Annotated in this window: 21 protein-coding genes and 1 pseudogene; 15 read left to right on the forward strand and 7 right to left on the reverse strand. The window is 54.4% G+C overall.

Annotation, left to right across the window (positions count from 1 at the left end):
• Positions 1-448: 448 nt before the first annotated feature.
• Both AC27IT_RS24385 and AC27IT_RS24390 read right to left on the reverse strand, forming a co-directional pair.
• The gene (locus AC27IT_RS24385; protein WP_283858553.1) at positions 449-1048 is read right to left on the reverse strand and encodes a hypothetical protein; all 600 of its coding nucleotides are present in this window, start codon (positions 1046-1048) and stop codon (positions 449-451) included.
• Positions 1049-1971: 923 nt separating this feature from the next.
• Positions 1972-2637, reverse strand: coding sequence for a response regulator (locus AC27IT_RS24390; protein WP_005832629.1), 666 nt, complete (start codon positions 2635-2637; stop codon positions 1972-1974).
• 185 nt (positions 2638-2822) lie between these two features.
• On the opposite strand from AC27IT_RS24390, the gene AC27IT_RS24395 reads away from it, so the two are divergent.
• Positions 2823-3188: a hypothetical protein gene (locus tag AC27IT_RS24395; protein WP_005832631.1), complete on the forward strand. Its 366-nt coding sequence runs from the start codon at positions 2823-2825 to the stop codon at positions 3186-3188.
• Positions 3189-3213: 25 nt separating this feature from the next.
• Here the strand turns inward: AC27IT_RS24395 and AC27IT_RS24400 are convergent, their stop codons facing one another.
• Entirely contained in the window at positions 3214-3705 is a 492-nt protein-coding gene (locus AC27IT_RS24400; protein WP_005832633.1) for a MarR family winged helix-turn-helix transcriptional regulator, read from the reverse strand.
• A 156-nt stretch (positions 3706-3861) separates the two neighbouring features.
• Here AC27IT_RS24400 and AC27IT_RS24405 point away from each other — a divergent pair, with 156 nt between their 5' ends.
• Positions 3862-4290: an SgcJ/EcaC family oxidoreductase gene (locus tag AC27IT_RS24405; protein ID WP_025847243.1), complete on the forward strand. Its 429-nt coding sequence runs from the start codon at positions 3862-3864 to the stop codon at positions 4288-4290.
• Here the strand turns inward: AC27IT_RS24405 and AC27IT_RS24410 are convergent.
• The 3 genes from AC27IT_RS24410 to AC27IT_RS24420 all read right to left on the reverse strand — a co-directional run bounded on the left by AC27IT_RS24410 (position 4238) and on the right by AC27IT_RS24420 (position 6783).
• Positions 4238-4588, reverse strand: a complete 351-nt coding sequence (locus tag AC27IT_RS24410; protein ID WP_007779436.1) for an Ada metal-binding domain-containing protein — start codon at positions 4586-4588, stop codon at positions 4238-4240. The genes AC27IT_RS24405 and AC27IT_RS24410 overlap by 53 nt on opposite strands.
• Before the next feature lie 87 nt (positions 4589-4675).
• Positions 4676-5794, reverse strand: coding sequence for a deoxyribonuclease IV (locus AC27IT_RS24415; RefSeq protein ID WP_005832638.1), 1119 nt, complete (start codon positions 5792-5794; stop codon positions 4676-4678).
• 20 nt (positions 5795-5814) lie between these two features.
• Complete coding sequence (locus tag AC27IT_RS24420) at positions 5815-6783, reverse strand: DNA-3-methyladenine glycosylase family protein (protein WP_081414816.1); 969 nt, start codon at positions 6781-6783, stop codon at positions 5815-5817.
• Positions 6784-6931: 148 nt separating this feature from the next.
• Here AC27IT_RS24420 and AC27IT_RS24425 point away from each other — a divergent pair, with 148 nt between their 5' ends.
• The 4 genes from AC27IT_RS24425 to AC27IT_RS24440 all read left to right on the forward strand — a co-directional run bounded on the left by AC27IT_RS24425 (position 6932) and on the right by AC27IT_RS24440 (position 10260).
• A complete protein-coding gene (locus tag AC27IT_RS24425; RefSeq protein ID WP_005832641.1) occupies positions 6932-7495 on the forward strand; it encodes a bifunctional transcriptional activator/DNA repair enzyme AdaA in 564 nt (187 codons plus the stop codon).
• 110 nt (positions 7496-7605) lie between these two features.
• A complete protein-coding gene (locus AC27IT_RS24430; protein WP_007779427.1) occupies positions 7606-8706 on the forward strand; it encodes a threonine aldolase family protein in 1101 nt (366 codons plus the stop codon).
• A 119-nt stretch (positions 8707-8825) separates the two neighbouring features.
• Positions 8826-9212 (forward strand): VOC family protein, encoded by a 387-nt coding sequence (locus AC27IT_RS24435; protein ID WP_005832645.1) that lies wholly within the window; start codon positions 8826-8828, stop codon positions 9210-9212.
• 109 nt (positions 9213-9321) lie between these two features.
• Complete coding sequence (locus tag AC27IT_RS24440) at positions 9322-10260, forward strand: coiled-coil domain-containing protein (RefSeq protein WP_026558545.1); 939 nt, start codon at positions 9322-9324, stop codon at positions 10258-10260.
• Positions 10261-10329: 69 nt separating this feature from the next.
• Here AC27IT_RS24440 and AC27IT_RS24445 read toward each other — a convergent pair whose 3' ends face one another.
• Positions 10330-10722 (reverse strand): helix-turn-helix transcriptional regulator, encoded by a 393-nt coding sequence (locus tag AC27IT_RS24445; protein ID WP_420913707.1) that lies wholly within the window; start codon positions 10720-10722, stop codon positions 10330-10332.
• Between the two features lie 158 nt (positions 10723-10880).
• On the opposite strand from AC27IT_RS24445, the gene AC27IT_RS24450 reads away from it, so the two are divergent.
• The 9 genes and pseudogenes from AC27IT_RS24450 (at position 10881) to AC27IT_RS24490 (ending at position 18909) form a co-directional block, all read left to right on the forward strand.
• Entirely contained in the window at positions 10881-11552 is a 672-nt protein-coding gene (locus AC27IT_RS24450) for an ABC transporter permease (RefSeq protein WP_487092143.1), read from the forward strand.
• Positions 11528-12244, forward strand: a complete 717-nt coding sequence (locus AC27IT_RS24455; RefSeq protein ID WP_487092144.1) for an ABC transporter ATP-binding protein — start codon at positions 11528-11530, stop codon at positions 12242-12244. Before AC27IT_RS24450 ends, AC27IT_RS24455 begins: the two co-directional genes overlap by 25 nt.
• A complete protein-coding gene (locus tag AC27IT_RS24460) occupies positions 12241-12951 on the forward strand; it encodes a class I SAM-dependent methyltransferase (RefSeq protein WP_487092145.1) in 711 nt (236 codons plus the stop codon). The genes AC27IT_RS24455 and AC27IT_RS24460 overlap by 4 nt, the downstream gene beginning before the upstream one ends.
• Before the next feature lie 241 nt (positions 12952-13192).
• Positions 13193-13910 (forward strand): annotated as a pseudogene (locus AC27IT_RS24465) (hypothetical protein).
• Positions 13911-14160: 250 nt separating this feature from the next.
• Positions 14161-14820 (forward strand): nitroreductase family protein, encoded by a 660-nt coding sequence (locus AC27IT_RS24470; RefSeq protein WP_005832654.1) that lies wholly within the window; start codon positions 14161-14163, stop codon positions 14818-14820.
• Entirely contained in the window at positions 14817-15764 is a 948-nt protein-coding gene (locus AC27IT_RS24475; RefSeq protein ID WP_025847223.1) for a ring-cleaving dioxygenase, read from the forward strand. Before AC27IT_RS24470 ends, AC27IT_RS24475 begins: the two co-directional genes overlap by 4 nt.
• Complete coding sequence (locus AC27IT_RS24480) at positions 15764-16375, forward strand: alpha/beta hydrolase (protein WP_487092146.1); 612 nt, start codon at positions 15764-15766, stop codon at positions 16373-16375. The genes AC27IT_RS24475 and AC27IT_RS24480 overlap by 1 nt, the downstream gene beginning before the upstream one ends.
• A 462-nt stretch (positions 16376-16837) precedes the next feature.
• Positions 16838-17518 (forward strand): response regulator transcription factor, encoded by a 681-nt coding sequence (locus AC27IT_RS24485; protein ID WP_025847220.1) that lies wholly within the window; start codon positions 16838-16840, stop codon positions 17516-17518.
• On the forward strand, positions 17515-18909 hold the full coding sequence (locus AC27IT_RS24490) for a sensor histidine kinase (protein WP_025847218.1): 1395 nt from the start codon (positions 17515-17517) through the stop codon (positions 18907-18909). The genes AC27IT_RS24485 and AC27IT_RS24490 overlap by 4 nt, the downstream gene beginning before the upstream one ends.
• The last annotated feature ends 80 nt before the right edge of the window (positions 18910-18989 follow it).

The following is an 18989-nucleotide window of genomic DNA, read 5'->3' on the forward strand; positions in this document are numbered from 1 at the left end:
TTTGCCTTGCGATGGTGTGAACTTCTCCATCGCCCAATCGCAAGAACTCATGCCCGCCAGTGGCTCCATGTCAAGCCCGACATATGAAGCATCGTTTTCACGTTTACACAAAAATCTTGACAGACTCGCCCACTTACACCAGCTCAAAGTGATACTTGTTCAAAATTAGTCAGCAAAGCATTTTCATATGATAGAAATTTACAAAAAAGAAGAAATGAAGAAGCAACTTTATTTTGTAAAGGCATGCCATATACTCACAAATATCCAGTATATACACTATAGTTTAATCGTTTTACGACATAAACAAGAAAGGTCAACCTTTAGGCTGACCTTTCTTGTTTAAAAAATGAATTCACAGGCATTTTCAGAATCGCTTATAGCATATCCTTACCTTCCTGGACATTTTCTATTCTATTAGCACAGAACTTATTCCATAACCTTCATTCATTTAATCAGTAATTTTTTTAAGCTCAAAATTAGTTGCCTCTAATAACAAGATAAGCCTATCATTATTAACAATAAAAAAACTTAGAGGTATGCCAAGCTTTGTAGAAGAGTCATTTATTACTATGTATTTTACCTTATCATTTATATTTATATTTAAAGCATCGGGATCTGTTTTAAATAAACGATAAAACGAGCCTGTGTTATAACATATAAAGTTAAGCCTATATAATGGATTCTTGAGTTCATGTTGATAATCATTATAGTTTTTAAGTCCTTTTGATGAAAAGAAGTCTTTTTTGATTATAAATTCATCACCAATAATTTTTTGCCCTGTTGGATATTCAGAAGCATCATTGTATGAATTTGCAAACCCCAAAAGTTTCTCAACTTTCCAAGTTCCATAGAAAGACTTTTCAGTTTCACTATCCAAAGTTGTAAATACATCATCACAATATTCAGTGGTATTTTTTGGAATAACAGACTCATCCGCTTCAGGTTTAGGCTCACTAGAAGTATTCGGATTTGATGTCATTTCAACATTTCCACAAGCCGATGCTAGCATCGACATTATCATGATACAAACCAATAATATTTTTTTCATATTTCACACTCCTGTTTATTTTTTGATTGTGTCACAATCTCTTCAGACATCATATGGCTCTTTACTGCGTATCATTTTTTGCGGTGATAGCAGGATTCAATATGTCAAAACACTGCCGTACGCACTTCATTTGCGTATTTTGAAAAGCTTACCATTAAGCCATTATTGTTGGCTTTGCCCAAAAGCTCTCCATTGGAGCGTTATCCCAACAGTTCCCTTTCTGGCCCATGGAACACCGATAGCTAAACATCCTTTGATAATCGTTTGAGCACTATCGGCTCACGACGTTTATTATATTCACCTGTTATGACGTTTTGGCATACAAAAAAGTTCTGGGGATTTTTTCCTAAATATTTTCGGGTTCTCAAGCTCCGTCTCTGCTATTCCTTCGCATTAATTCGCTTCTGCTTACGCAAGCATACAAAAAAGGCCCTCGCATTAGCGAAGGCTATGTGTTTCAACCAGATTTTTTAGCATTTTTAATATGTTTGCAGAGCAATTGCTGACTTCCGGCTATAAATGCCAATAGACTCCCCGACACAACGAGCAAAAGCAAAGCTACAACCATACCATTAAGTTCTTTAGTTGATGTAAATATTTTCTCTTGCAGCGGTTAACCGCTTGCTGGGATACGTAAAAATACAACAACCACTACAAGTTTTTTGGAGAAAAAAGCAAACGCATGTTCTGTTTTACCAGACTTTGGCGATGCAAACTTCTCTTTTTTGTCCTTTAGCAGAAAGTTTTGTGTGCTAGAATTCGCTCATTCAATGCTCGTGCTACGTATTACGGCCAATATAAAAAAGCCTTTACATAGGGGCGAAGGCTTAGGGCAAGGATTTACATTTGAGGTGGAACCCGGCTGTCTTTTGCTGTGACAAGCCGGGCTTTTACCTGTGCATCTGTTAAGAAAAGCTCTACTGCTAGACAAGCGGCTGGTTGTCTGTCTCTGCCAAGCGATGGCGGACGGCGTAGGAGGCGAGCTGTACCCTGTTTTCCAGTTGCAGCTTGTCCAAAATATTGCGGATGTGGTTTTTGACCGTATTTTCCCGGATCGACAAGGCATTGGCGATCTGCAGGTTCGTCTTCCCGTGCGCCACGTATTTCGCGATTTCCTGCTCCCGGTTGGTCAGCAGAGAGGGGGGAGGCTCGTCGCTCGTGGACGTGTCCATGAAAGGATAGAGCATTTTTCCGGCAAGCTTGCGCGAGTGGCGGGATTCACCGGAGATCAGCTCCTGCAAATACGATATCCAGTCCTCGTGGTTGGTGTTTTTCAGCAAGTAGCCTTGGGCGCCGTATTGGATTGCCGTAAACAGGTCGACAATGTCGTCGGAGACACTCAGCATGACGATTTTGATAAACGGGTATTGCGCTTTGATGATTCGGGTCGCTTCCAGTCCGTTGCACTGCGGCATGGAAATATCCATCAGGACGAGATCAGGCTGATGCAAGCGGCAAAGCTGGATTGCATGCTGGCCATCTCTTGCTTCGTCCACCAGTTCGAATATGGGATGCTCCGCGAGCACGCTTTTAATCGCCTCGCGCGCGTGCGGATGATCGTCTGCGATCAAAACCCGAAAAGGCATCATGGGCGATCCTTCTTTCTGAGCGTTTTTTGCATCAATAGGGATTGTTGCGGAAGGGGCACAGCCTTCTGCAAAGAATTGTAGAGGTGGCGACAACGATTGAGAATGACTCAACCTGACTATTCTGTTGCCTTTTTTTGAAGGATGTGTGAAAAGTGTCAACGATTTGGCGAGGAACGAGGGGGCGCGTGCTGCTAGCGTTGCTTGTCTTCTGCCTGCTCGCAATGGCGGCTCGCTTCGTCTACTTGCAGGCGGGGCCTGCGCTGCCTTTTTCCGGCAGCTCGGCAAGCGAGGTCAAGACGCTCCTGAACGGCTACGACGGCAAGCTCATCAAGCTGGCGACTGTGGAGGGCGTCGACTGGTACGGCGCACCCTCCGGGCAAGGCGCGGGGGCAGAAGCGATGAAGCGGGAAGTGGCGGCGGCTGGCTGGCGCTTTGTTCAGCAGGAAGGCTCGGGGTACTTTTTTGTGCGGGGCGCGGAGAAGATCGTTATCACGTCAGAGATGTGGACGGGGCGGTACGTGTTGTTTCGGATTCCGGCCAACACGCTGTAAGTCGTGAGGAAGCTGGCTCTCATTATCAAGAGCCGGCTTCTTTTTGTTTGTTCATTTCTTCCAAGGAAATGGCGTTGCAGCTTTTCAAAAAGTCGAGGATGACGCGCGTTTCCTGCTCGGTGTAACGGTCGAGCAGCGCAATCGTCTTGTGCAGGATCGAATCGAACAAAGGCGAGATGTTGTCCGGGCCATGATCGGTTGGCTTGACGACCACTTTTCTGCGGTCTTTCGGGTCTTTGGCCCGCACCACATAGCCTGCCTGCTCCAGACGGTCGATGACGTTGGTGACCGCGCCTGTCGTCAGTCCGGTCAATTCGGCAAGCTGTCCGGCTGTGACCGGACCAGACCTGTACAAAAAGTCCAGGCATTTGTGATCGGTGGCATTCAGGCCCAATTTTTCCGAGATCATTTGATGGAACATGACAGCGCGGGAGCTGTTTGTGCGAATTTCCTGGAGCAGCTCTTGCTGGATGGGGGTAAGGCTGAGTGCAGGGTGCTGGCGATCATCGCTTGACATAACTGGACCTCCGGTGTACGCTTTGAATATATCTTAATCAATTAAGATATACAATCAGTTGAGATAACTGGTTGATTAAGCTTTTTTCTGGACACAAGTATAGCACAAAAGCAAAGCGATTTTCCCCATCCTATAACGGAAAGGATTTGAGCAAAAATGAATCAGCGGGAAAAAGACGTGCAAGACATTCGCGAGGTGTTTGTTGCGCTGGTTGATGCCTGGAATCGGGGAGATGCCGCGGCGTACGGGGATTGTTTTACCGAAGATGCGGATTACGTGACGTTCATGGGGCAGCATCTGAAGGGAAGGGCGCAAATCGCCGAGGTGCATGGGTGGCTGTTTCACGGGCCGTTGAAAGGTTCGACATTGGAGTCGAGCGCTCTTGCTGAATGCAAGCCGCGGTTTCTTGCAGAAAACGTAGCTGTGGTGCACGCAACGGGCGAGGCCAGACTGGCGAATCCCGAACAGGACCCAAACGACAGAGACTCGATCAATACGAATGTGGTCGTCAAGCAACGTGGCGTGTGGAAAATTACGGCGTTTCACAATTGCCGGATTCAGGAGCTTCCGACAGGCCGGAGGTAGTGCGCTCCGCTTTCCACTGCGCATACTTTTCCGGCAAACAAACTGCGCACGGACGATAGCCCGCTGCCAGAGCCGTTTTTTCATCGGCAAAAAACACCCGCTGGGCCACATACCCGCCTTTGGCTATAGCCCGCAGAGCGGAGGGGCAATCGAGGCGTCCGTATATGTGGCGCCGCCGATATCCTCCCAGCGTACCGCGAGAGTAACTTTGGTTAGGGCGGCGGTCGGGCCCGAGAAGGGTGTAGGTTTTCAGGCCGTTCTGTTGGTGGCTTGCGCCGGGCTTTTCGCTGGCATGCATGCGGCTTCCTCCTGTTTTCGATTGTCATTTCGCCCTCAACAAAAGGAAGCCGCGCAGCCAGGTTGATGCTTTTTCGAGCAGGAGTATTTAGGAGAATTTCGGGATCGCGAACCAGGCGGTCAGGCGGTGGTTGAGCTGCTCTTCAGACAGCTCCGGGAACAGCCGTGCTTCCACTGCCATGTCGTACAGGCGCTCCATCGGCTCGCGGCTGTCCGCTTTTTTGGCTTTCGCGTCGTTTTTCAACAGCTCCCAGATGCCGACGACGTATTCGCGTCTGGTCACATCCTGTTTGCGGAAAAAGTAGTCCAGGCGCTCTACGTGGTCCATGAACTCGTCCCCGAACCGTTTTTCCACCTCGCCGCGCAGCAGCGCGATTTCTGCTTCGTACATCGGGCGTTCCTTGCCTTTTTCTTTTCCGATCCACGGCGTTTCCAGCACGAGCGGCAAGTGGCGGATTTTCTCGTGGTTCACGATGTAGCTCATGGCGTCGAAGCCGATCAGTCCGGCACCGATGGGCGCGTGGCGGTCTTTTTGCGCTCCGCGGAAGTTTTTGCTGTCGTTTAGGTGGACGACGGTGAGGCGATCCAGCCCGATAATCCGGTCAAACTGCTCCAGGACGCCGTCAAAATCGTGGACGATATCATAGCCCGCATCGTGAATATGGCAAGTGTCCATGCAGACGGCGAGCTTGCTGTTGTCTTCCACTTTTTCGATGATCGCGGCGATTTCCTCGAAGCTGCGCCCGATCTCTGTTCCTTTGCCCGCCATCGTTTCCAACGCGATTTTTACGTCGGTGTCTTTGACCCCGGCGAGCACTTCGTTCAAGCCTTCTGCGATTCGCGCAATGCCGTACTCCGCGTCCTTGTCCGTATAGGCGCCCGGGTGGAGCACGATGTTTTTGACGCCGATGTAGTCTGTCCGGCGAATTTCTTCCTGCAGGAAGCGGACGGCCAGCTCGAAGGTGTCTTCCTTGTAAGACCCCAGGTTGATGATGTACGGGGCATGGACGACGATTTCCTCGACGCCATTTTTGGCCATGACTTCCTTGCCCTCGGTGATGTATTGGTCTTCAATCGGTTTGCGCCGCGTGTTTTGCGGTGCTCCCGTGTAGATCATGAACGTGCTAGAGCCGTAGGAAGCGGCTTCCTCGGCGGCATTGAGCAGTCCTTTTCCGGAGAATGAGACGTGCGAGCCTATTTTCAGCATTCAGGTGGAACCTCCTTTGGTTAGTAAAGAAAACGCCATAAATAAAAGGTAGCGTATGACTCCCAGCTCGTCCAATGGCGGGACAGCGCAACGATTTCGGCTTTGGTCGGCTTTCTGTCCGTACCTTGTACGTATTTGATGGCATTGTGCAAGCCGACATCGTCAATGGGAAAAGCAGACGGCATCCTCAGACAGCGCATGAGGACGTAGTTGGCTGTCCACGGACCGATCCCGCGAATGTTGACCAGTGTTTTCTCTGCGTTTTGATAATCTCCTCCGTCCCATAATAGCTCCTTCGACAGTTTCCCTTCAACGATGAGTTGTGCTGCGCCGATCAAGTACTCGCACTTTTTGGCAGTCATCCGCAGCACAGCGAGGTCTTGCACGGTCCGCTCTGCAATGGTTTCCGGAGCAGGAAACACCCAGTATGTTTTGCCTTCGCACACGACGGGCCGTCCGAAATTTTCCACGAGCCGCCGCTTTAATGTGTAGGCGTATGTCAGGTTGATCTGCTGTCCGAGAATCCCCCAGCTCATCGCTTCAAACAGGTCGGGGATGCCCATGTTGCGCAGTCCGTAAAACGAATCGACTGCACCTTTCAGCAGGGCGTCTTTTTGCGCCATGTCGTAAAAGGGAGCCAGATTCGTCCCCAGATCGAACCAGTCGTAGACGTACTCCGCGACCCGCGCGCGCACGTCTGCTGTGGGAGTGGCGTCGCCGAGAAAGCGAATGTGCAGGTGCGCATCTTCCTCTGCGCGAATTTCTACGACAGGCGTCTGGCCTGCGATCGGGATTGCTTTGTATAGGCGATCGTTTTCAATCTGATACAGGCACTCGTCTTTGGCGCGCGACAAATAATGCAGGTTTTGCGTAAAGGAAAAAGGTGTTGGCACGTGCAAGATGATTTCCTCTCTATTATCGACCCAAGCCCCGGCGGGTAGACCACGGCTCGGCAATTGTGCGGCTGTCTTTCTGCTTTTTTCCGTCATTAAAAAAGCCTCCCTTGTCAGTCTGGCGGCAACCTTCTTAGTTGTATAACAGGAAAGCTGGGCTGTCATTTCGTTATCTTGCTATTTTATTGGAATAGCCGTGCGGATGAGTCCGGCGGAGGATATACTGACGGTGGAGGTGGGCGAAATGGAGCTGGGTGTCACCGAAGAGAGATGGAAAGCGATCATCACCAACGATGCGTCCTATGACGACCAGTTTTTTTACGCAGTGAAAACGACCGGAATTTTTTGTCGGCCATCGTGCAAGTCGAAGCCGCCAAGATGGGGCAATGTCCGGATTTTTCAGCAGGCGAGCGAGGCGATTCGCGAAGAGTTTCGTCCGTGCAAAAGGTGCAAGCCTACGGGACAGCGTTTGCCCGATCGGGAATGGGTCGCGCAAATCACCAACTATATCGACGCTCACTACAGCGAAAAGCTGACGTTGGCCCACCTGGCAGACATGTGTCACGGCAGTCCCTATCATTTGCATCGGACATTCAAGCGGATCAAGGAAATGACCCCTGTGGAATACATTCAGCAAAAACGGATCGACAAGGCGAAGGAACTGCTGGCGCACTCTGGCAAGCCGATTGCCGCGATTTCTGCGGAGGTAGGCGTGCCGAATACGCCGTATTTTATCACGCTGTTCAAAAAAACAACGGGACAGACGCCGAGCGAATACCGCCAAAACCAACTGCACGGGAACCAATAATCAGCGGTAGGCTGCGAACAAGATGTGATATCTTGGAGAGAGAAGATCGTGCTGGCACGATCAGGCTGTTCGCAGTCTACTCAGTATGGAGAAAAAGGGGACCTGCCAACATGGGCGATCAAAAAACGCTGCTGCAAGCTTTCAATCAAACGACCTATCAAGTCGCAGGGCACAGCAAGAGGGACATCCGTCAATTGCAGCGCATTTTTCAAGAGGTGGACGGCGATCTGGCTGCGGATGTGTACGGATCGGGAGAAGTCATCGACAACTTTCAAAACAAGATGGCGAAATATTTGGGCAAAGAATCGGCCGTCTTTTTCCCGAGCGGCACGATGGCCCAGCAAATCGCCATGCGCATCTGGTGCGACGCGAAAGGAATCCGCAAAGTGGCCTACCACCCGTTCTGCCATCTGGAGATTCACGAGGAGGACGGGCTGCGGAAGCTGCATCAGATCGAGCCTGTGCTGCTTGCCGACAAAGACCGGGTGATCTCGCTTGCGGACGTTCTGGGCATGAACGAAGAGATCGCCTGCCTGCTGCTGGAACTGCCCCAGCGCGAGATCGGCGGACAGTTGCCGCCGTATGAAGAGCTGGAAGCGATCTCCCACTACTGTCGGGAAAAAGGCATTCGCCTGCACATGGATGGGGCGAGGCTTTTGGAAACGTTGCCGTACTACCAGAAAACAGCCGCCGAGGTCTGCGCCTTGTTCGACAGTGTCTACATTTCCGTCTACAAAGGGATCGGCGGCATTGCCGGAGCGATTTTGGCAGGGGACGCCGCTTTCACGAAGGAAGCGATTGTCTGGAAAAGACGGCATGGCGGCGATTTAATCAGCCTGTATCCGTACATCATTCCGGCTGACGTCTGCTTCGAGGCGAGAAAGGACAAGTTCGCCGAGTATTACGAGCAGGCCAAGGAGCTTGCCGGATTGTACAACCAGTGCCACGGCATTTCCACGCGGCCGACTGTGCCGGTATCCAACATGTTTCACGTTCACATCAGCTTGCCCAAGGAGCGGTTGGAGCCTATCCTGCTCGCCGTGTGCGAGGAGACGGGAGTGGGGCTCTCGCATTATGTTCGGGAGGTAGACGAGGCTACCAGCTACTATGAGGTCAGCCTCGGCGACCGCTATGCGACGATCCCGAAGGAAAAGCTGCAAAACGTCTTTCAGGTGCTCGATCAGAAGGTGAGAGAGGCTTTGCAGGCGTAGCAGGGAGCGTTCATGAGCGAGCGAGGAATTTTTGGCAGTTGTACACGATGACAGGTAGGCAAGCGGCTTGAGTGGGGTACACTAGCGGAATAAACTTGAAAAAAAGCAGGAGGGCCACTATGCGAATCAGCTTGGCGAGTATTTTTGTAGACGATCAGAACAAGGCGCACAAGTTTTACACGGACGTCCTCGGGTTCGTGACCAAAATGGATATTCCAATGGGCGGGGTCAAATGGTTGACGGTGGTGTCTCCGGAAGACCCGGATGGTGTGCAACTCGTTTTGGAGCCAAACACGAATCCTGCGGCTTTGGCCTACCAAAAAGCCATTTTTGAGCAAAACATCCCGGCGACGGCGTTTGAAGTGAGCGACGTTCACAAGGAGTACGAGCGGCTGACCAAGCTCGGCGTCGTCTTTACGAAGGCGCCGACGGAAGCCGGAGACGTGACCTTGGCTGTATTGGACGATACGTGCGGCAATCTGATCCAAATTTATCAAATGTCATGAGCAGGGCAGAGCGCCGATAAGGAAAAGGAACGGCCATTTTCCAAAAACTGAAACATTTGCACGTTGCTCCCGTATGAAAAAAGAAAGGGTTTGCAGGGGAGGGGTAGCCGTGTTTCAGGAATTGAACGGCCAGGTTGCACAAGTCAAAGCCCAACTGCGCCAAAAGCTTCATGCGGAGCACAATGTGAAGCTTTTGCAGGAGCAGTACAAAGAAGCCGTGCAAAAACGCGAGTTGCTGCACAAGCAATTGCAGCGGGAGCAGCGCGACGTGGATAAATTGACCGGCATGTCCTTTGGCGCGTTTTTTTACAGCCTGATTGGAAAAAAAGAAGAGAAGCTGTCCAAGGAAACGGAAGAGCTTTTGCAAGCGAAAATGAAGTACGAGGAAGCGGCCGATACCGTAAAAGAGCTGGAAGAGGAGCTTGCAGAGGTAGAGCGCAGGCTGCAGCAGATGTCGGATCTGGAAGCGCGGCTCGTCGCTCTGCTCGTCGAGAAGGAGCGGCTGATTCGCAAGCAGCGGCCTGAGCTGGCGATGCAGCTACGTGTACATAGCGAGCGGGAAGCCGAACTGGGAGCGCACGAAAAAGAGCTGCAAGAGGCGATCAGCGCGGGGAGTGCCGCGATTTTGCAGCTCCGCAAGGCGATCGACAAGCTCGACTCCGCCAGCTCCTGGGGGACGTGGGACATGCTCGGCGGCGGTGCGATTTCCACCGCGATGAAGCACAACCGGATCAACGAAGCCCGCGAGTCGATCCACCAGGCGCAAAAAAGCTTGCGGCGATTCGAGCGGGAGCTGCAAGACGTGCAGCGCCAGAGCCACATTCGCATCGAGATTGGCGAAATGCTGACCTTCGCAGACTTTTTCTTCGACAACATCATTACCGACTGGATCGTCCAGGATCGCATCTCGACGTCGCTGCGCCAGGCGAAGGAAAAGCGGTCGAAGGTGGAAAGTCTGTTGAACGACCTCCAGCGGGAGCTGAAGGCGGTGGAAGCCGAGATAGCCGAGCTTCGGCAAAAATCGCTTGCTTTAATTGAAAATGCGTGAGGCAAAAAGCAAAAGCCTGATCGTCCCCAACCAGACTGGATGCGATCAGGCTTTTTGCTATTGCTGTCGCTATTCGCGGCTGCCCGCCTCCACCCCGAAGCGTGAAAACAACTGCCAGATCAGCTCGCGCCTGCTGGATACCCCCGTTTTCACGAAAATCGACTTCAAATGATCCTGCACCGTATAAGCGGAGATGTGCAACGCGCGGGCCAGCTCCTTGGTGGACGAGCCGCGGACGATCTGGCCGAGAATCTGCTTTTCCCGTTCGGACAATCCGTACGCTTCGCAGACCAGCGGGAGAATATCGGCAGGCTTGGCCGGACCGAACAAGACGGCGAGGTGGACAGCGCCGTCCATGCCGTGCATCGGGCTTGCCTGAATCGTGACATACGGGCCGTCCGGCATGCGGATGCACACTTTGGCCATGGAGGCTTTCGGGGCAGGCTCGTTCAACTGCGCCAACGCCGGATGCCCGGTTTTACTACGGCTTCTAGCCAAAGCAGCAAAAGCAGCAAGAGCGGCAAATACGGCAACTAGCAGAGCGGCCTCACATACGTTCTGCTGCTCGTGATCTGGGAGGGGCTTGGGCGCCTGTATCCTCCCGTTATTTTACCGGGGCCGTGGGAGACGGTGCAGACGCTGTATCGCCTGTACGAACAGGGGCCTTGGGCGAGCCGCTGCTTCACTCGTTTCTCCGGCTCGCCGCGGGGTTTGGCCTTGCCTTTTTGTGCGGAACAGGGCTTGGCGTCCTGGCAGGAGCGCGGGAGACGGCGTACAGGCTGGGCAGCCCTGCTGTCACGGTGCTGCAGGCCGTTCCTCCGGTTTCGTGGATGCTGCTTGCCATTCTCTGGTTTGGCGTGAATGGCGGGGCGCAAATTTTCGTCGTAGCGATCGCCTTGTTTCCACTGTTCTTTTTCAACTCGCTGCAAGGCGTGAGGCAGTTGCCCCGCGAGCTGCTGGAGATGGCCCGCGTCTTTGCGGTCAGCCGCCGCAAGCAGATTGTCGATATCATTTTGCCTGCGCTGGCTCCGTACTGGTCGGCTGCGCTTGCCGTCAGCGTCGGAATGGGCTGGAAAACGATTGTGATGGCAGAGCTTATCAGCGGCCAGACGGGCATCGGCGCTGTGATGAACACAGCCCGGGTGTATTTGAAGACGGAGGAAGTTATGGCCTGGACGCTGCTTGTCGCCCTGCTGGGGATGGCGCTGGAAGCGCTCGTGCGCACATGCACGCTGCCTGCGCAGCGGAGAAAAGGAGGGAGCCGCCCATGCGATTCGAGCGCATCTCGCTGAAGTACGGCAACGGCCGGGCGATTTTCGAGGACTTTTCGCTGGAAGCAGCCAAAGGGCAAGTGACGTGCCTGTTGGGCACTTCCGGGATCGGCAAAACGACGCTGCTGAAACTGGCGGCAGGGCTGATCGAGCCGACGGCGGGAACGGTCGCACGTGATCGCCGGGAGCGGCTTGGCTACGTTTTTCAGGAGCCGCGCCTGCTTCCGGGGAAAACGGTTTGGGAAAACGTCCGCTGGGTGCTGGAGGGACAGGCGGAGGAAGCCAGCGAGCGTGTGCTTGCCATGCTTGAGGCAGCAGAATTGGCTTCGGCGCTGCATGACTATCCCGAGCAGCTCAGCGGCGGGATGAGGCAGCGGGTGTCGGTCGTTCGCGCCTTTGCCGCTCGCCCGGGGCTGTTGCTTTTGGATGAGCCTTTTCAAAGTCTGGACGCCGCGACGCGCGCAGACATGCACCGCTTGTTCCGCAAGCTGTGGGAGGCGGAAAAGCTCGTCACGCACGATCTGGAGGAAGCGCTCGCTTTGGGGACGCGCATCGTTGTGCTGGGAGGCAGGCCGGCAAACCTATTGGCAGACGTAGCCGCCACGTCTGTAGACCAACAGGGCCGGGCGCGTTTTTCCGAAGCGCACAGGCTGCGGCTCGTGCAGATGACAGCAGCAAAAGAAGACAGGATGGATGGGGAGAGATACGGATGAAGGAGAAAAAGGCACTACTTAGCTGGAACCACCCGGAGGTAGCGCGGTATGAAAAGACGATCTCGCTGAAAATTCCCGGGTACGCCCACTTGTACGAGATGTCGGATCGCTTGCTGGGGGCGCAGCTTCTACAGGTGGATGGAGAAAAGCGCGTGCTGGTCGTAGGCGCTGGCGGCGGACAGGAGCTGGTGACGCTGGGAGCAGGGCACGAGGATTGGCTGTTTACGGGCGTGGACCCTTCGGCGCAGATGCTTGCGCAGGCTCAGCGCAGGACGGCCGAGGCGGGACTTGCGGCGCGTGTCACGTTGCAGGAGGGAACGGTGGACGCGCTGCCTGAGCAGCCGGCCTACGCAGCGGCGACCTGCCTGCTCGTGCTTCATTTTGTCAAAGGACTTGCGGCAAAACGAGAGCTGCTGCAGCAAATCGCGGCTCGCTTGCGGCCAGGCGCCCCGTTTTGTCTCGCGACGATTGCGGGCGATCCGCAGTTGCAGTCGTTTCGCTTGCAGACGCAAGCCTGGCAGACACATATGCTCGACAACGGCATCGCCATGGCGGAGTGGGAACGTTTTGCGGCTTCGCCCGGCAACGAGTCCGATCCAATCCCGGAATCTCACGTGCAGGCGCTGATGGCGGAGGCTGGCTTCGAGCACGCTACCCGCTACTTCGGCTCCTATCTGGTCCACGCCTGGTTCGCTGTGAAAAGGTAGCGGGGGGAACGAGAGCGTTGGCGCGAAAGGACGCGCGGTGATAAGCGTTTGCGAAAGGGAGCGGGAGAACGGCCCCCCTGCCCCGAAAGGACGCGCCAGTGACAAACATCGGCCTGGGCCGAGGGCGCGTACTTGCGTCAACAAAACCAACCCGATACGACCGCTTTGCCTGCCCGCAGGCGGTCACACCCATCTTGTGAAACACGGCGGGACGTTTTTCACAGCAAAAGGACGAGAGCTTATGGATAAAGACAAAATTGTCGTAGTGGGTGGCTACGGCTACGTGGGCGCGACAATATGCAAAGAGCTGGGGAACCTATACCCCGGCCGCGTGTATGCGGCAGGGCGCAGCCTGGAAAAAGCGGAAGCGTTTTGCCGGGAAACGGCGGGGAAAGTGCGTCCGCTCCGGTTCGACCTGCGCCAGCTATGACGTGACGCTCCATCACCGCCGGGTGTCCGTCCGAAGCATGACAGACGGCAAGCTCGCCGACTTCGGGGGCCATCTGGGGAAAAAGCAGGCGTACCGCTTTCCTTTTTCCGATCAACAGACATTGGCCCGGACGCTCGGTGTCCCATCGGTATCGACGCGGCTGTGCTTCGACCAGGAGTGGGTAGCGCGGCTTGCGGCAGGGCTGTGCCGATTGCTGCGCAAGCCGCGGGTGCGCGAGGCAGCCGTAGCGGCGTTTGCGGGGCTGAAAATGGGCGATGACCGCTTCGCCGTCAAGGTCGAGGCACGGGGAAAAGCGGGAAAGCGCGCGGCCATCGCGGAGTGTCTTTTGCACGGGCACGATCAGTCGAAAATGACCGCCAAAGTGGCTGCCGCCGTCGCAAAAGCGTTGTATTCACAAGCTTTTCCGCATGGCGTGTACCATATTGAACAGTTGTTTAAACTGGAACAAATGAAGAATTGGCTCGAGCAGGAGGCTTCGCTCTGCGTCACTGTCACGGAAAGCCGTTAGTCTGTGCAGGGTCGGGAGAACGATTCTTCCGGCCCGAGCTGTTGACAAGGAGTTATTCCCGTTTTATAATTATCTCAAATTAAAGATATTCACTGCACATACTCGCTTGCTTGTCGCCAGACTTCCTCGCGTGCAGTCAGTATCCAGCGCAATCGCAATCCAACGTTTTTGTTTCTCTAATATCTCAAATTTAAGATATTAAAAATCCAGAAAAAATGAAGCCATTCGCGACGATGAGGAGGAGCTTTTTATGAGCGAGTTTTCTGTATTGGTGAAAAAACGGCGGTCCGCCAATAAATTTGTCCCGTCCGTTCCGATCTCTACGGCTGACATCGAGGACATCATGTCGCTCGTCAAGTTTGCGCCATCTGCTTTCAATTTGCAGCACGCGCACTATGTCGTTGTCACAGACCCGGAGACGAAGGAGCGAGTATATGAAGCGGCGCAGAGACAATATAAGGTAAAAACAGCTTCGGCAGTCATCATCGTGTTGGGCGACCTGGAAGCCTACAAAAACGCAGGCCGCATCAACGAAGGGCTGCTGCACCTGGGCGTCATGGACCAGCGCGAATACGATCATACTGTTTCGTCTGTCCATTCCTTTTACGAAGCAGGGGGAGAGCCGTTCAAACGGGACGAAGCGATTCGCAACGCCAGCTTGTCCGCTATGCTGTTCATGCTCGCTGCCAAGGACAAAGGCTGGGATACTTGCCCGATGATCGGCTTCGATCCGGAGGCGGTCCGCGAGATATTGCAAATTCCTGACCGCTACGTCCCGGCGATGATGATTACGATCGGTAAAGAAGACACGTCCAGCCAACGTGTACGAGGATACCGCAAGCCAGTCGGAGAGTTCGTCAGCTACAACACTTTCCGGTCCGAATCAAAAACAGGAGGTACAAGCAAATGACACAGCAAACAGCAGGCATTCACCATATTACCGCTTTTGTGAAAAGCGCACAGGGCAACGTCGACTTTTACGCAGGGATTCTCGGCCTGCGCCTGGTCAAAAAAACAATCAACTTCGACGCCCCGGAAGTGTACCATCTGTACTTCGGCAACGAGGTAGGCAGCCCGGGTACCGCGATCACCTTTTTCCCATGGGAGACAGCGCGCCGCGGCCGTGTAGGCGGCGGGCAGGTTGGCTATACGACGTTTCTGGTTCCGACAGGCTCCATGGCTTTCTGGGAAGAGCGCCTGAACAAGTTCGGCGTCGAGTACAAGCGTGTGGAACGCTTTCACGAAACGTACCTGCAATTTACCGACAGAGACGGCTTGCAGTTGGAGCTTGTCGAGCGCGAAGGCGGCCCCGCGAGCAAGTGGGCATTCGGAGGCGTCCCGGCTGACAAAGCGATCAAAGGGTTCGGGGGAGCGATCCTCTACAGTGTCGCGCCCGACCACACCATGGCAGTATTGGAAAAACTGATGGGCCTGACCAAAGTAGGCGAAGAAAACGGCCTCGTCCGCTTCCGGGCGCACGGCGACCTGGGCAATGTCATTGACGTCAATGCCGAGCCGATGCCAAGGGGAGCAGGGGGAGCGGGTACCGTCCACCATATCGCCTGGCGGGCCAAGGACGACCAGGATCATCGCCTGTGGCAGTCGCGCGTGGCACAAGCGGGCCTTCAGCCGACAGACATCGTCGACCGCCAGTATTTCCATGCGATCTACTTCCGCGAGCCGGGCGAAATCTTGTTCGAGATTGCCACCGATCCGCCAGGCTTTGAGCGCGACGAACCGTTTGACGCATTGGGCGAAAAGCTGATGCTGCCAGAGTGGTACGAGCCGCATCGCGCCCAGATCGAGCAAGGCTTGACCCCGATCACTGTACGCGTACTGGAGGAGGATAAGTAATGAAGCACATTTTTCGCAAAGGAACGGACCTCGCCGCTCCCACCTTGCTGCTGCTGCACGGCACGGGCGGAGACGAAAACGATCTGGTGCCGCTGGCGCAGCTCATCCATCCGGGGGCTTCTGTGCTCAGTGTCCGAGGCAATGTTTTGGAAAACGGCATGCCGCGATTTTTTCGCCGTCTGGCCGAGGGTGTTTTCGACGAGGAAGATTTGGTCTACCGCACGGAGGAGTTGCACGAGTTTTTGGATCAGGCAGCGGTCCAATACCAGTTGGACAGGGAAAACATCGTGGCAGTCGGGTATTCCAACGGTGCCAACATCGCCGGGAGCCTGCTGTTTCGCTACCCGAATCCGCTGCGCGGCGCGATTTTGTACCACCCGATGGTTCCGCGGCGCGGGATTCCTCTGCCTGACATGAGCGGACTTTCGGTGTTCATCGGGGCGGGAACGAACGATCCGATCTGCTCACCGCTGGAGTCCGAGGAACTCAAGCAGCTTTTGGCCTCGGCGGGTGCCGACGTGACGCTGCATTGGGAATCGAACGGCCACCAGTTGACCAGGATGGAAGTAGAGACTTCGGCCCAATGGTTTGCGAAACAGTTTAGTGAGTGACAAAAAAAGCAGCAGAGCCGCGACGTTCTGCTGCTTTTTTGCGTGTTCCTGCCAGCCGACGCCGCTTGGGCCGAGCAGCGGCATCATGATTTCCTTACATTCCGATCGGAGGAAACGATTAGAGGAAAAGGCACAGAAGGGAGCGGCCCGAGCTTGTCGCAAGCCGCATCTACGCCGTTTTGTCAACGCTTGTTCATCTGACGTTCATACAGTTCCGCTATCATGAGGGAACCGCAAGCCATGCGGGCATGCAGACGAGCTTTAACGCCAGCAGCAACCAACAAAGCGGCCAAAACCTACCCGCCTATCAGGTGGCGATCACATCCCAAGAAATGGCGTAACAGGCTGAAACAAAGGAGATGCTACCTTGTATAATCAGATCAGCCCGCGATTTGGCTGGCAAGCTTCAGCCCGCTGGCGCAAGTCTCTGGATACGTGCCGGAACGTAAGGAGGGGAGCCAGATGAAAATAACGATTCTCGTAGCAGACGACGATGCGCACATTCGCGAACTACTGCGATTTTATTTGGAAAAAGAAGGGTATCGGGTGCTGGCTGCCGCAGATGGCAGTCAGGCGTCGGCATTGCTTGAGCAGGAGAAGGTGCAACTGGCGATTGTCGATGTGATGATGCCAGGCAAAAACGGCTGGGAGCTGTGCAAGGAGATTCGCGACTACTACGACCTTCCCGTCATCATGCTGACGGCAAAAGGCGAGGTGCGGGACAAGGAGAAAGGGTTTTTGGCCGGAACCGACGACTATTTGACCAAGCCGTTTGAGCCGACGGAATTGCTCTACCGGATCAAAGCCTTGCTGCGCCGCTACCAGATGGTCAGCAAACAGGTCATTGTCATGCGCGATACCGTCATCGACCGGGTGAGCCACGTCGTGAAAATCAAGGACGAAGCTGTACACCTCCCGCTCAAGGAGTTCGAACTGCTCGCCCAGCTCGCCAGCTTTCCCGACCGGACCTTTACGCGGGATCAACTGCTGGATTTGGTCTGGGGCGGAGACAACGAGAGCGACAGCCGCACGATTGACGTCCACATCAAGCGGCTGCGGGAAAAGTTTACGGACAAAACGGACGACTTTGTCATTTCGACCGTTCGTGGCCTCGGCTACAAGCTGGAGGTGCGCAACGGATGAAATCGCTCTACTTCCGGGTCGTCCTCCTGTTTGTCGCGATTGTCCTCATCAGCGGAACGCTCGGCTTTTTGCTCGCCAACGAGTACTACCAGCGCAACATGCGCGCCTACAACGAACAGAAAATTGCGCGGATCGGGCAGGAGATCGTTGCTTTGTACACGGACAAATCCGGCATGGATCTGCACGCGTTTATGACACATGTCGCCAACCTCAATTTTCAGTTGTACCTCGTGGACGAGCGCGGACAAGCGACATCGTTCGGCGCGCCTTTTCGCGACCACCAGCTCGCACGAGAGACGGTGCAAAAGGTGCTGGCCGGGGAAATGTACAGAGGGATCACGGAAGAACAGCACGGGTTGTTCGTGACCGGATTTTTCGAGAATACGCTGAAAAACAGCATCGGCTTGCCGCTGGAAGCGGAAGGGAAAACATACGCCTTGTTTGTGCGGCCCAGCATCGAGCAGCAATTTGGCGAAGTCCACGTAATGTTTGCCGTGCTCTTGGCTGCGATGTTTCTGCTCAGCCTGCTGTTCATCCTGGTGTTTACGCGTTATTTGGTGCGGCCGATTCAAAAGCTGAGCCACGCGACGAAAAAGCTGGCGGAAGGCGAGTACGAAATCCAGCTCGACATCGCCCGCAAAGACGAAATCGGCGAACTGGCTGCCAACTTCGCGCAAATGGCCGAGTCGCTGAAGCAGCTCGATGACATGCGCCAGGAGTTTGTGTCCAACGTCTCGCACGAAATCCAGTCTCCGCTCGCCTCCATTCAGGGCTTTTCGCAGGCGATCCGCAGCGGTGGCGTGACGGAGGTGCAGAGGGATGAGTACTTGACGATCATCGAGGAGGAGAGCCGCCGTCTCTCATCTTTGAGCAAGCAGCTTTTGACGCTCGCTTCACTGGATAAAGAGACGGGCTTGTACGAGCCGACTGTCTATCGGCTGGACGAGCAGTTGCGACAGGTCGTTTTGCTGCTGGAGCGCCAATGGCAGCAAAAAAGCCTGGAGTTAGAGCTGGATTTGCCGGACACGCTCATCACGGCAGACAAGCAACTGCTGAATCAGGTGTGGATCAACCTGTTGTCCAACAGCATCAAGTTTACTCCGCCGCACGGCACGATTTCCTTGTCGATCCAGCAAGCGCCGTCTGATCTCGTCGTGACGATTCGCGATACGGGGATCGGCATTTCGGAGGAGGAGCGGCAGCATATTTTTGAGCGCTTTTACAAAGGGGACAAGTCCCGCAATCGGGAAGCGACAGGCAGCGGGCTTGGACTCGCGATCGTCCATAAAATCGTGCAGGCGGCAAAAGGCAGCATCGACATCGACAGTGACATAGGAGCAGGCACGACAGTCAAGGTCAGCCTGCCCGCGCATGAACGCCCCCGGAAGTAAGACAGGCCGGGGGCGCTTTCGTTTGCTGCGGAGTCATAAATGCAGCGGCTATCCATTACGCTAGGAAAAGGATGTTGGCT

The sequence above is a fragment of the Brevibacillus sp. YAE8 genome, from assembly GCF_057543335.1.

Bases quoted from the DNA above. Each gene is read 5' to 3' on its own strand.
- AC27IT_RS24435 (WP_005832645.1), top strand. From the start codon at position 8,826: ATGCGAATCAGCTTGGCGAGTATTTTTGTAGACGATCAGAACAAGGCG.
- AC27IT_RS24420 (WP_081414816.1), bottom strand. From the start codon at position 6,783: ATGACGGAAAAAAGCAGAAAGACAGCCGCACAATTGCCGAGCCGTGGT.
- AC27IT_RS24425 (WP_005832641.1), top strand. From the start codon at position 6,932: ATGGAGCTGGGTGTCACCGAAGAGAGATGGAAAGCGATCATCACCAAC.
- AC27IT_RS24390 (WP_005832629.1), bottom strand. From the start codon at position 2,637: ATGATGCCTTTTCGGGTTTTGATCGCAGACGATCATCCGCACGCGCGC.
- AC27IT_RS24475 (WP_025847223.1), top strand. From the start codon at position 14,817: ATGACACAGCAAACAGCAGGCATTCACCATATTACCGCTTTTGTGAAA.
- AC27IT_RS24400 (WP_005832633.1), bottom strand. From the start codon at position 3,705: ATGTCAAGCGATGATCGCCAGCACCCTGCACTCAGCCTTACCCCCATC.
- AC27IT_RS24460 (WP_487092145.1), top strand. From the start codon at position 12,241: ATGAAGGAGAAAAAGGCACTACTTAGCTGGAACCACCCGGAGGTAGCG.
- AC27IT_RS24490 (WP_025847218.1), top strand. From the start codon at position 17,515: ATGAAATCGCTCTACTTCCGGGTCGTCCTCCTGTTTGTCGCGATTGTC.
- AC27IT_RS24410 (WP_007779436.1), bottom strand. From the start codon at position 4,588: ATGCATGCCAGCGAAAAGCCCGGCGCAAGCCACCAACAGAACGGCCTG.
- AC27IT_RS24415 (WP_005832638.1), bottom strand. From the start codon at position 5,794: ATGCTGAAAATAGGCTCGCACGTCTCATTCTCCGGAAAAGGACTGCTC.
- AC27IT_RS24480 (WP_487092146.1), top strand. From the start codon at position 15,764: ATGAAGCACATTTTTCGCAAAGGAACGGACCTCGCCGCTCCCACCTTG.
- AC27IT_RS24405 (WP_025847243.1), top strand. From the start codon at position 3,862: ATGAATCAGCGGGAAAAAGACGTGCAAGACATTCGCGAGGTGTTTGTT.
- AC27IT_RS24485 (WP_025847220.1), top strand. From the start codon at position 16,838: ATGAAAATAACGATTCTCGTAGCAGACGACGATGCGCACATTCGCGAA.
- AC27IT_RS24430 (WP_007779427.1), top strand. From the start codon at position 7,606: ATGGGCGATCAAAAAACGCTGCTGCAAGCTTTCAATCAAACGACCTAT.
- AC27IT_RS24385 (WP_283858553.1), bottom strand. From the start codon at position 1,048: ATGAAAAAAATATTATTGGTTTGTATCATGATAATGTCGATGCTAGCA.
- AC27IT_RS24470 (WP_005832654.1), top strand. From the start codon at position 14,161: ATGAGCGAGTTTTCTGTATTGGTGAAAAAACGGCGGTCCGCCAATAAA.
- AC27IT_RS24455 (WP_487092144.1), top strand. From the start codon at position 11,528: ATGCGATTCGAGCGCATCTCGCTGAAGTACGGCAACGGCCGGGCGATT.